The 11,379-nt window shown below is 69.8% G+C and carries 8 protein-coding genes and 1 tRNA gene; 4 read left to right on the top strand and 5 right to left on the bottom strand.

Annotated features, from left to right (window positions below; all coding sequences use genetic code 11):
* A partial coding sequence (locus B8460_RS03020) for a tetratricopeptide repeat protein (protein ID WP_048860094.1) occupies positions 1-745 on the top strand: 745 nt, incomplete at its 5' end.
* 10 nt (positions 746-755) lie between these two features.
* Here B8460_RS03020 and B8460_RS03015 read toward each other — a convergent pair.
* The 5 genes from B8460_RS03015 to B8460_RS02995 all read right to left on the bottom strand — a co-directional run bounded on the left by B8460_RS03015 (position 756) and on the right by B8460_RS02995 (position 9,200).
* Positions 756-1,424 (bottom strand): glutathione S-transferase family protein, encoded by a 669-nt coding sequence (locus tag B8460_RS03015; protein WP_048860091.1) that lies wholly within the window; start codon positions 1,422-1,424, stop codon positions 756-758.
* Between the two features lie 77 nt (positions 1,425-1,501).
* On the bottom strand, positions 1,502-6,034 hold the full coding sequence (gltB, locus tag B8460_RS03010; protein ID WP_048860090.1) for a glutamate synthase large subunit: 4,533 nt from the start codon (positions 6,032-6,034) through the stop codon (positions 1,502-1,504).
* 11 nt (positions 6,035-6,045) lie between these two features.
* Positions 6,046-6,567 (bottom strand): DUF2059 domain-containing protein, encoded by a 522-nt coding sequence (locus B8460_RS03005; RefSeq protein ID WP_048860089.1) that lies wholly within the window; start codon positions 6,565-6,567, stop codon positions 6,046-6,048.
* Complete coding sequence (locus B8460_RS03000) at positions 6,564-8,000, bottom strand: NAD(P)-dependent oxidoreductase (RefSeq protein ID WP_048860088.1); 1,437 nt, start codon at positions 7,998-8,000, stop codon at positions 6,564-6,566. The genes B8460_RS03005 and B8460_RS03000 overlap by 4 nt, the downstream gene beginning before the upstream one ends.
* 195 nt (positions 8,001-8,195) lie before the next feature.
* Complete coding sequence (locus B8460_RS02995) at positions 8,196-9,200, bottom strand: complex I NDUFA9 subunit family protein (RefSeq protein ID WP_048860087.1); 1,005 nt, start codon at positions 9,198-9,200, stop codon at positions 8,196-8,198.
* Between the two features lie 166 nt (positions 9,201-9,366).
* On the opposite strand from B8460_RS02995, the gene B8460_RS02990 reads away from it, so the two are divergent.
* From B8460_RS02990 to B8460_RS02980, 3 genes are all read left to right on the top strand, one after another.
* A tRNA-Leu gene (locus tag B8460_RS02990) sits at positions 9,367-9,453 on the top strand.
* A 62-nt stretch (positions 9,454-9,515) separates the two neighbouring features.
* Complete coding sequence (locus B8460_RS02985) at positions 9,516-10,166, top strand: ribonuclease D (protein WP_048860093.1); 651 nt, start codon at positions 9,516-9,518, stop codon at positions 10,164-10,166.
* Positions 10,167-10,285: 119 nt separating this feature from the next.
* Positions 10,286-11,290 carry a KpsF/GutQ family sugar-phosphate isomerase gene (locus B8460_RS02980; protein ID WP_048860092.1) on the top strand — a complete coding sequence of 335 codons (1,005 nt, stop codon included), beginning with the start codon at positions 10,286-10,288 and terminating at the stop codon, positions 11,288-11,290.
* Positions 11,291-11,379 lie beyond the last annotated feature (89 nt).

Genomic DNA, 11,379 nt, shown 5'->3' with positions numbered 1-11,379 from the left:
GCCGGTGGCAGGGACGCCGGCCGCCCCGCCGCTGCCGGTGCCGCCGGTGCCCCCGCGCATCGCCACCGGCCCCGACTACGAACACTGCCTCGATATGCTGACCAACGATCCGGCGGGGGCGAACGCCTTTGCCGATGCGTGGGAGGCGACGGGCGGGGGCGACGGCGCCGTGCATTGCCACGCGCTCGCGATCATCACGCTCGGCGACCCGCTCAAGGGCGCGGCCATGCTGGAGCACCTGGCCGACGGTTCGCACGCCCCGCCGCTGGCGCGGGCACAGATCTATGGGCAGGCCACGCAGGCATGGCTGATGGCCGACGACGCCGGCCATGCCTATACCGCCGGGACCAAGGCGCTGGCGCTCGCGCCGCACGACGCGGAACTGCTGATCGAACGCTCGGTGGCGGCGGCCACCACCGGCCGGTACCTGGACGCGATCGACGACCTTACGCAGGCGTTGGCGGTCGATCCGCGCCGGGCCGACGCGCTGACGTTGCGGGCGGCGGCGTGGCGCTACGAGGGCAAGCTGGACCAGGCGCGCGACGACGTGGACCGGGCGCTCGCGATCGATCCCGACTATCCGGAGGCCTATCTGGAGCGCGGCATCCTGCGCCAGCGGCGCGGCGACCGAACCGGCGCGCAGGCCGACTGGCAGCGCGCCATCTCGCTGTCACCCGACACGGCCACGGCCGACCTCGCGCAGCAGAACCTCGCTCTGCTGGAGGCCGGGCCGTCCACCAACTGAGCGCGCGGGATCAGAAATCCAGATCGGCGTAGTGCGCCGGCGGGGTGACGCCCGGCACCCGGTCGGACAGGATTCCCCGGAAGGACGGGCGCGATTTCATCCGCGCGTACCAGTCCTTGACCGCCGGCGAGATCGTCCAGTCCACGTCGCTCGCGAAATCGAGCGCCGAGAGATGCCCGGCGGCGGCGAAGTCGGCGAGCGAGATGTTGGCACCCGCCAGCCATTTGCGCGTCTCCGCGAGCCAGCCGATGTACTGCAGGTGATGGCGCAGCGCCGTGTAGCCGTTGCGGATCGCATAGGCATCCGGCTCGCCGCGGCCGGACAGGCGCTTCATGAACTTCTCGCCCAGCAGGTTGCGCGTCACCTCCTGCGCGAACTTGCCGTCGAACCAGGCGCAGAGCCGCCGTACCTCCACCCGCTCCGCGAGGGTGCGGCCCATCAGGACGGTGTCCGGATAGGCCTCCTCGAGATACTCGCAGATGACGTTGCTGTCGGGGATGACGAGGCCGTTATCCTCCAGCAGGGTCGGCACCGTGCCGGCGGGGTTCATGTCGAGATATTCGGGCCGGCGGTCCCACACCTTTTCCAGACGCGGCTCGTAGGGCAGCCGCTTCTCGCTCAGGACGAGGCGCACCTTGCGCGAGAAGGGGGACAGCGGGAGGTGGTACAGGTAACGCATCGCCCCGGTTATTGCACCGCGGGCGGCGGTGCGCCAAGGGATGTCGGCGCCCCGCCCGCCTCCCGTCCGTCCGGACCCTAGGCCCGCCGCGCCGCAGCCTCGCCGCTGTCGAGCGGGACCTTGAGGTGGCGGACATAGTCCTTGGGCACCACCTGCCAGACCTGCCCGAGCGTCTGCTGCCAGTCATGCAGCAGCTTCTCCGCATAGCGGCTGTGCGTCTCGGCCACGTGGCGTTCGATCAGGCCGCGCAGCACGCCCTCCCAGTGCGGGTTGGCGATGCGCTGCCAGACCAGCGTGTCGGGATTGACGCGCACCTCGAACAGGTCCTCGGGGTCGTAGAGGAACGCCATGCCGCCCGTGAAACCCGCGCCGAAATTGTCGCCCACCGGGCCGAGGATGACGACGGTGCCGCCGGTCATGTACTCGCAGGCATTCGACCCCGCGCCCTCCACCACCGCCTCGGCGCCGGAGTTGCGCACGGCGAAGCGTTCGCCGGCCTGTCCCGCCGCGAACAGCGTGCCGGCGGTCGCGCCGTACAGGACGGTGTTGCCGATGATGGTGTTCGCCTGCGTCACCAGCGTCGAGCTCGGCGGCGGGCGCACGACGATGGCGGCACCCGACAGGCCCTTGCCGACATAGTCGTTGGCGTCGCCCATCACCTCGATCTTCAGCCCCTGCACGCCGAACGCGCCGAGCGACTGACCGGCCGAGCCGCGCAGGCGCACGAGAAGGTGGCCGGGCGCCAGGCCCTTCATCCCGTACTGGCGCACGATGCGGCTGCTGATCTTCGTGCCGACCGCGCGATGCGTGTTCCGCACGGTGTACTGCAGCTGCATCTTCTCGCTGCGCTCGAACAGCGGCGCGGCGTCGGCGATCATCTCGGCATCAAGCGTCTCGGGCACCTCGTTGCGGCCCTGCAGCGTGCAATAGCGCGCGTACGGGCCCGGATCGGCCTGCACCAGCAGCGGGTTGAGGTCGAGGTCGTCGAGCATGTCCGACCCGCGGCTGACCTGATGCAGCAGGTCGGTGCGGCCGATGATGTCCGTCAGCCTGCGGAAGCCGAGCTCGGCCAGGATGCCGCGCACGTCCTCGGCGATGAAGCTGAACAGGTTGATGACCTTCTCCGGCGTGCCCTCGAACTTGGCGCGCAGCTTCGGGTCCTGGCTGCACACGCCGACCGGACAGGTGTTGGAGTGGCATTGCCGCACCATGATGCAGCCCATGGCGACCAGGCTCGCGGTGCCGATGCCGAACTCCTCGGCGCCCAGCATGGCGGCGATCACCACGTCGCGGCCAGTCTTGATGCCGCCGTCGGTGCGCAGCTTCACGCGATGGCGCAGCCGGTTGAGCATCAGCACCTGATGCGCCTCCGACAGCCCCATCTCCCACGGCAGGCCAGCGTATTTCACCGATGTCTGCGGGCTGGCACCCGTGCCGCCGGCATGGCCGGAAATCATGATCGCGTCGGCCTTGGCCTTCGCCACGCCCGCCGCGATGGTGCCGATGCCCGAGCGCGAGACGAGCTTCACGCACACCGTCGCATCGGGATTGATCTGCTTCAGGTCATAGATGAGCTGCGCCAGATCCTCGATCGAGTAGATGTCGTGATGCGGCGGCGGCGAGATCAGCATCACGCCCGGCGTCGAGTGGCGCAGCTTCGCGATCAGCTCCGTGACCTTGAAGCCCGGCAGCTGCCCGCCCTCGCCCGGCTTCGCCCCCTGCGCGACCTTGATCTCGATCTCGCGGCAGTTGTTGAGATACTCGGCGGTCACGCCGAAGCGGCCGGAGGCGATCTGCTTGATCGCCGAGGACGCGTTGTCGCCGTTGGCCCGCGGCTTCGAACGCTCCGGGTCCTCGCCACCCTCGCCGCTGTCGGAACGCGCGCCGATGCGGTTCATCGCGATCGACAGCGTCTCGTGCGCCTCCGGGCTCAGCGCGCCGAGCGAGATACCGGGCGCGACCAGATGCTTGCGTATCTCGGTGATGCTCTCGACCTCGTCGATCGAGATCGGCTTGCACAGGTCGAAGCGGAACTCCAGCAGGTCGCGCGGGGCGATCGGCGGCTGGCGGCGTACCGCGTCCGCATAGCGTCGGTACTGCTGATAGCTGTCGGAGCCGACCGCCGATTGCAGCATGTGGATCAGACCGCCGTCGAAGGCATGCGTCTCCCCGCGCCGGCGCAGCTTGTAGATGCCGCCCACCGGCAAGGTCACGGCGTCGCTGCCCCAGGCCGTCGCGTGCAGCTCCAGCACCTTGCGCGCGATACCGGCGAGGCCGATGCCGGAGATGCGCGACTGCATGCCGGGGAAGAACTCGGCGACCAGCGCGCGTGACAGGCCGATCGCCTCGAAGTTGCAGCCGCCGCGATAGGAGCTGATGACGCTGATGCCCATCTTGGACATCGTCTTCAGCAAGCCCTTGTCGATCGCCTTCTTGTAGCGCTGCACGCAGGCCTTGAGCGACAGGTCGCCGAACAGGCCGCGCCGGTGCCGGTCGGCGATGCTGTCCTGCGCCAGATAGGCGTTGATGGTGGTCGCGCCCACGCCGATCAGCACGGCGAAGTAGTGCACGTCCATGCATTCCGCCGCGCGCACGTTCAGGCTGGTGAAGGTGCGCAGGCTCTGGCGCGTCAGGTGCGTGTGCACGCCCGCCGTCGCCAGGATCATCGGAATTGCCGCCCGCTCCGGCCCCATCGCCTCATCGGTGAGGATGACATGCGTGCAGCCGGCGCGCACGCCGTCCTCCGCCTGCCGGCGGATACGTTCCAGCGCGCCGCGCAACCCCGCCTCGCCATCACTGACCGCGAAGGTGCAATCGACGACGCAGGCGGACGCGCCCATGTAGTCGCGCATCGCCTGGAACTCGGCATTCGACAGCACCGGGCTTTCGAGCTGGAGCAGCACGAGCTGGCTGCTGTCCTGGTCGAGTACGTTGCCAAGATTGCCGAGCCGGGTCTTGAGCGTCATCACCCGCGTCTCGCGCAGGCTGTCGATCGGCGGGTTGGTGACCTGGCTGAAGGCCTGCCGGAAATAATGATGCAGACCGCGATAACCCTCCGACAGCACGGCGATCGGCGTGTCGTCGCCCATCGAACCGGTCGCCTCCTGCGCGTCCTCCACCATCGGGTGCAGGATCAGCTCCAGCTCCTCGAGCGTGAAGCCCATGGAAAGCTGGCGGCGGCGCAGGGTCTCGCTGTCGTTGAGCACCGGCTCCGGCGCATCCGTGCGCACGATGCTGTCGATGTTGGTGATGCGGCCGACCCACTCGCCGTAGGGATGGCGCCCGGCGAGCATGTCCTTCAACTCGTCGTCGCGCAGGAAGCGGCGGGTTTCCAGATCGACGCCGATCGTCTGCCCGGGGCCGACACGCCCGCGCTCGATCACCGTGCCGGGATCGAAATGCACCATGCCGGTCTCGGAGCCGACCACCAGCAGGTCGTCGCTGGTCACCATGTAGCGCAGCGGGCGCAGCCCGTTGCGGTCGAGCCCGGCGATGACCCAGCGCCCGTCGGTCGCGCACACGGCCGCCGGCCCGTCCCACGGCTCCATCACCGCGTTGCAGTACAGGAACATGTCGCGATGCGACTGCTTCATCGTGCGGTCCTGGCCGATTGAGGCCGGGATCAGCATCGCCTTGGCCATCGGCGCGTCGCGGCCGGCCTGCACCAGCAGTTCGAACACGGCGTCCAGCGCCGCGGTGTCGGAGCTGCCGGCCTGGATCACCGGTTTAATGTCGTCGATCCACCGCCCGAGCCGCTCGTTGGCGAGCCGCGTCTCGTGGCTCTTCATCCAGTTGATGTTGCCGCTGAGGGTGTTGATCTCACCGTTATGCGCCAGCGTGCGGAACGGCTGCGCCAGCTTCCACATCGGGAAGGTATTGGTCGAATACCGCTGATGATAGATCGCGAAGCGGCTGGTGAAACGCGGGTCGAGCAGGTCCGGATAGAAGACCGTCAGGCTCTCCGCGAGGAACAGCCCCTTGTAGATGATCGAGCGGCAGGACAGCGAGCAGAAATACAGGTCGCTGATCTGCGCGGCGATCGCCTCCTGCTCGATGCGGCGGCGGATGACGTACAGGTCGCGCTCGAACTGCTCCTCGGTCACCGGATGCGGGCTGAAGATCATGATCTGCTCGATCTCGGGCCGCGTCGCGTTGGCCTTTTCGCCGATGCAGCTCACGTCGATCGGCACCTGCCGCCACCCGTAGATGGCGTAGCCGAAATTGAGGATCTCGGTCTCCACGATCTGCCGGCACCGCTCCTGCGCCGACAGGTCGGTCTTGGGCATGAACACCTGGCCCACGCCGATCGGGCCGGGCTTGACGGTGTCGCCGTTGGTCTCGATGCAGGCGACGAAGAAGTCGCGCGGGATTTCGACGTGGATGCCGGCACCGTCGCCGGTCTTGCCGTCCGCGTCGACGGCACCGCGATGCCACACGGCCTTCAGCGCGTCGATGCCCGCCTGCACCACGTCGCGCCGCCGGCGCCCGTCGAGCGCCGCGACGAGGCCGACGCCGCAGGCGTCGTGTTCCTGCGACGGGTCATAGACATCGCGCAGCGCCCGGACATTCGCGTCCCAGGCGGCGACGAATTGTTCGGCGGTCTCGGTCATGGCTGGATCTCTCACAACTTGTCGCCTGGGGTGGGCATCAGGCCGGGATGCGCCGCCATGGCGGCACGCGTCACGCGCTGCCACCACGCATGCTGCGCCGCCGCCATCCGGATCATCATGTCGGGATAGACCTGTGCGACCTTGTGCCCGACGGCCGTCTGATAGAACGCGCGCACCTGCCGCAACTCGTCGAGCGTGAAGTCGTCGGCGTAGATGTCGGCCATCGCGTCGCGCAGTTCATCGACATGCGCCCGCAGCGCCGGCAGCAGGATGTTATCGACGATGCCCTCGGCCTCGGGCTTTGAGCGGTTGGTCATCCGCATGACCTTTTGCGCAAGCGTCGCGCGCATCAGATCGAGCGTCTGCGCGTAGGCGTCGGCGAAGCCGTTGCGCCGCACGATATCCTGCGCGACACGCAGGCGCGCGGCCGCATCGTCGCCGGGCGCGGCCGCGGCATGGCCGGCCGGCACCGCCGCCTGCAGCGGCAGCACGATGCAGGCGGCGCCGAGCAGGGCGGCGAGGCGCCCGGTCATTCGGCGGCGACGGCGACGCGGGCGTGCGCCTGGATATAGGCGTGCATCGCTGCGGCGGCATCGCGGCCGTCGCGGATCGCCCAGACGACGAGGCTCGCGCCGCGCACGATGTCGCCGGCGGCGAAGACGCCCGGCATGCTGGTCATGAAGCTGCGGTGGTCGACCTTCACCGTGCCCCAGCGCGTGACGTCCAGCTCGGCCGCGTTGAAGTGCAGCGGCAGGTCCTCCGGGTCGAAGCCCAGGGCCTTGATCGCGAGATCGGCCGGGACGTTGAAATGACCGCCCGGCTCCGGCTCCACCGACTGCCGGCCCGAGGCGTCCGGCAGGCCGAGATGCATGCCAACGGCGCGCACGCCGGTGACTTCGCTTTCGCCGAGGAACGCCTCCGGCGCCGCGAGCCAGACGAAGCGCACGCCCTCTTCCTCGGCGTTCTTCACCTCGCGCATCGAGCCCGGCATGTTGGCGCGGTCGCGGCGATAGAGGCAGGTGACGGATTTGGCGCCCTGTCGCACTGCGGTGCGCACGCAGTCCATGGCGGTGTCGCCGCCGCCGATCACCACCACGTCGCGCCCGGCCGCATTCAGCACGCCGGAGTCGAACGCGGGCACGGCGTCGCCCAGGCCCTTGCGATTGGACGCAATCAGGTAGTCGAGCGCCGGCACGATGCCGCCGAGGCCGGCGCCGGGGCCGCCGATATCGCGGGCCTTGTAGACGCCGGTCGCGATCAGCACCGCGTCGTGGCGCGCGCGCAGGCTCGCCAGCGTCTCGTCACGGCCGATCTCCACGCCGAGGTGGAAGCGGACACCGCCCTCCTCCAGCAGCTTCCAGCGGCGCAGGACGATGTCCTTTTCCAGCTTGAAGCCCGGGATGCCATAGATCAGCAGGCCGCCGACGCGGTCGTGACGATCGTAGACATGCACCTGATAGCCCTGCCGGCGCAGCATGTCGGCCGCGGCGAGGCCGGCCGGGCCGGCGCCGATGATGCCCACGCTTTCCGCCCGCTCTTTCACCGGTCGGATGGGGCGGACCCAGCCCTGCTCGAAGGCATAGTCAGTGACGTAGCGCTCGACGGCGCCGATGGTGACGCTCTCGAACCCCTTTTCGATCACGCAGTTGCCTTCGCACAGCCGGTCCTGCGGACAGATGCGGCCGCAGACCTCGGGGAAGGTATTGGTGGCGGAGGAGACCTCATACGCCTCCTCCATCCGCCCCTCGGCGGTCAGCTTCAGCCAGTCGGGGATGTTGTTGCTGAGCGGGCAGTGGATCGAGCAGAACGGCACGCCGCACTGGCTGCACCGGCTCGACTGGGCCGCCGCCTCCTTGGGGTCGAAATCGGCGTAGATTTCGGCGAAATCGCGCTTGCGGACGCCGACGTCGCGCTTGTCGGGCTGGTGCTGTCCCAGCCGCACGAATTGCAGCATGCGCTCCGTCATCGCCCCGCTCCATCCTTCGCTGGACCGTCCGGCCGTGCCGGCGCGCGGGCGCACCTGCCCAACACGGCATCAGCCGACGTCTCGGATGACCGGATAACAGTCACCCGCGGGGCACGCGAGTCGAAACGTGCGCTTACGTCAGCAATACTGACATGTTTTTCGCGGCTTGCCTCCGGTCCGGCCCGTTCAACCCATCTAGACCGACGGAGGAAGGTCCGAAACGGACCTTTCTTCGATGTCGGCCACCACGTCCCGCCGGCCGCCCCCTGGCTGGAACCGCCGGAGATAGCTCGGGACGATCAGCTCAACCGGCGTGGGCACGATCCCGAGCGCGTCGAGGCCGGGCATGCCTTCCGACACCACGTTGTCGCGCGACAGCAGCAGCAGCTGGTCCTGGGTCAGCATCTTCCCCGGTAACCGCTCCAGCAGCCGCGCCTGCGCCCGCGCGAGACCCATCGGCATGTCCCACAGCCACCGTCGTCGCTTCGTTACCTTCAAGATGTACGCCAGGATGTCGCGGAACCGGTACACGGCCGGGCCGCCGAGCTCGTAGGTCGTGCCCCGCGCGTCCTCGCGCTCCAGCGCCGCCATCGCCGCATCCGCCACGTCGCCGACGTAGACGGGCTGGAACCGGCTATCCCCGGCGATCACCGGCATGACCGGCGACAGTCGCGCCAGCGCGGCGAAGCGGTTGTAGAACTGGTCCTCCGGCCCGAAGACGAGCGACGGGCGCAGGATCGTCGCCGCCGGATAGGCCGCCCGCACCGCCGCCTCGCCCCGCCCCTTGCTCGACGCGTACAGGCTCGGGCTGTCCGGGTCGGCGCCGATCGCCGAGACCTGCACCAGACGGGCAACGCCCGCCGCCGCGCAGGCCCGCGCGACCTCACCCGCCCCCTCGTGCTGCAGCCGCTCGAAATCGCCCGGCCGCCGTTCCGCGAGGATGCCGACGAGGTTGATCACCACCGATGCCTGCTCGACCGCCCGTGCGACCAGGGCGGGGACGGCGACGGACGCATAGAGCGGCACCACCTGGCCGACCGCCCCGGCCGTCTTGAGGAACAGCGCGCCCTCCGGGTCGGTCACGGCGACACGCACGATATAGCCGCGCTGCGCCAGACGCTTGACGACATAGCGGCCGATGAAGCCCGACCCGCCAAAGACGGTTGCGACCGCGCGGGTCCCACCGATGCTGCCACTCATCGCGCTCTCCTGTTCCGGCCTGCCCTGTTATCAGGGGGCGGCGGCCCGTCGCCAAGGCGGGGTGCGCACGCGCGTCGCCGGGTGGCACGGCCGCCGCGCCGGGCCGTTGACGGGGCCGGCGGCCGGGGCTACATCGCGCGCCTCCCGCACCGTGCCGGCGACGGCTGCCCAGGTGGCGGAATTGGTAGACGCGCAGGTTTCAGGTACCTGTGGCCGCAAGGTCGTGGAAGTTCGAGTCTTCTCCTGGGCACCAAGGGACGGATATGGCGGACGGGCGGGCGCGGCGCTCCCGCCGCCGCACGGGGGCCGTTGCGCGTGACCACGCAGTTCATCCAGGGCGCGACGATCCACCTGCATCGGCATGATCTGCCGGACGGGCTCGATCTCGGCCCCTCGATCGCCGTCGACACCGAAACCATGGGCCTCAACCCGCACCGCGACCGGCTGTGCCTCGTGCAGCTGTCGGCGGGGGACGGGACGGCGCATCTGGTGCAGCTGGTGCCCGAACGACTCGGCGGTCACGGCTATCGGGCACCTAACCTCGCGCGGCTGCTCGCCGATCCGTCGCGGCTGAAGCTGATGCATTTCGCCCGCTTCGACGTGGCCGTGCTGCAGCACGCGCTCGGGATCACCGTCGCGCCGGTGCGCTGCACCAAGATCGCCGCCAAGCTGGTGCGGACCTTCACCGACCGCCACGGGCTGAAGGACCTCTGCCGCGACCTGCTCGGGGTCGAGCTGTCGAAGCAGCAGCAGACGTCGGACTGGGGCGCGGCGGAGCTGACGGCCGAACAGCTCGCCTATGCCGCTTCCGACGTGCTGCACCTGCATGCGCTCTGGGCCAGGCTGGAGGCGCTGCTGATCCGCGAGGAGCGGCTCGATCTGGCGCTCGCCTGTTATGAGTTCCTGCCCGCCCGCGGTCGTCTCGACCTGCTGGGCTACGAGGATCCTGACATTTTCGCGCACTGACCGTCAGATCGCGGCAACCTTGGCACGATTCTTGGCGGAGTTGATGGCTTCCGGCCGGTAATCGGTTGACCTGACCCGGCGAGGCTGCCCATACAGTCCGGGTGCTCGAGCATCCTGACATGCCGGTCGATCCCGCGCTTCTGACCGCGCGGCACGCCGCCGACGACCCCGACCTCGAAGTCGCCCGCCGCGTGCTGCAGACCGAGGCGCGGGCGCTGGCGTCGCTCGGCGCCGCGCTCGACGGGCGTTTCGGACGGGCGATCGACCTGCTGGCCGCGGTGTCCGGCCGGGTGGTCGTCTCCGGCATCGGCAAGTCCGGGCATGTGGGACGCAAGATCGCGGCGACGCTCGCCTCCACCGGCACGCCCGCGCAGTTCGTCCACCCGGCCGAGGCCTCGCACGGCGATCTCGGCATGATCGTGCCGGGAGACGCGGTGCTCGCGCTGTCCAACTCGGGCGAGACGGCGGAGCTGAGCGACCTCGTCACCCATGCACGGCGCTTCGGCCTGCCGCTGATCGCCGTGACCGGCCGCGCCGCCTCGACGCTCGCGCAGGCGGCGGACGTGGCGCTGGTGCTGCCGCCGGCCGACGAGGCGTGCCCGATGGGGCTCGCCCCCACCACCAGCACGACGATGCAGCTGGCGCTGGGCGACGCGATCGCGGTGGCGCTGCTGACGCGGCGCGGCTTCACGGCCGATGATTTCCGGCAATTCCACCCCGCCGGGCGGCTCGGCGCGCGGCTGCGGCGGGTGCGCGACCTGATGCATACGGGCGAGGCGCTGCCGCTGGCGCCGCTCGACCTGCCGATGGACGCCGCCATCCTGCGCATCACCGAAAAGCGGTTCGGCTGCCTCGGCGTCGTCGATCAGGCGGGGGGGCTGGCCGGGATCATCACCGACGGCGACCTCCGCCGCGCCATGGGGCCGGACCTGCTGGGCCGTAGAGCGGGCGAGGTGATGAACCGCGCCCCCCGCACGATAGGTCCCGACGCACTGGCCGCAGACGCGTTGCGCGTGATGAACGCGCCCGCCCGCCCGATCACGACCCTGTTCGTCACCGACGCGACGGGCCGGCCGGTCGGCATCCTGCACGTGCACGACCTGCTGCGGGCGGGGCTTGCATGAACGTCACGCCGTTGAGCCGCCCCCGCGACGAGCGACTGCCGCCCCGGCCGCGCCTGCGCGCCGACGCGCCGGCCGCGCTGCGGGAACGG

Source organism: Acidisphaera rubrifaciens HS-AP3, from assembly GCF_000964365.1.
Taxonomy (GTDB): domain Bacteria; phylum Pseudomonadota; class Alphaproteobacteria; order Acetobacterales; family Acetobacteraceae; genus Acidisphaera; species Acidisphaera rubrifaciens.
This window is presented reverse-complemented; position numbering and strand designations above follow the sequence as displayed.

Bases quoted from the DNA above. Each gene is read 5' to 3' on its own strand.
- B8460_RS03015 (WP_048860091.1), bottom strand. From the start codon at position 1,424: ATGCGTTACCTGTACCACCTCCCGCTGTCCCCCTTCTCGCGCAAGGTG.
- gltB (WP_048860090.1), bottom strand. From the start codon at position 6,034: ATGACCGAGACCGCCGAACAATTCGTCGCCGCCTGGGACGCGAATGTC.
- B8460_RS03005 (WP_048860089.1), bottom strand. From the start codon at position 6,567: ATGACCGGGCGCCTCGCCGCCCTGCTCGGCGCCGCCTGCATCGTGCTG.
- B8460_RS03000 (WP_048860088.1), bottom strand. From the start codon at position 8,000: ATGACGGAGCGCATGCTGCAATTCGTGCGGCTGGGACAGCACCAGCCC.
- B8460_RS02995 (WP_048860087.1), bottom strand. From the start codon at position 9,200: ATGAGTGGCAGCATCGGTGGGACCCGCGCGGTCGCAACCGTCTTTGGC.
- B8460_RS02980 (WP_048860092.1), top strand. From the start codon at position 10,286: ATGCCGGTCGATCCCGCGCTTCTGACCGCGCGGCACGCCGCCGACGAC.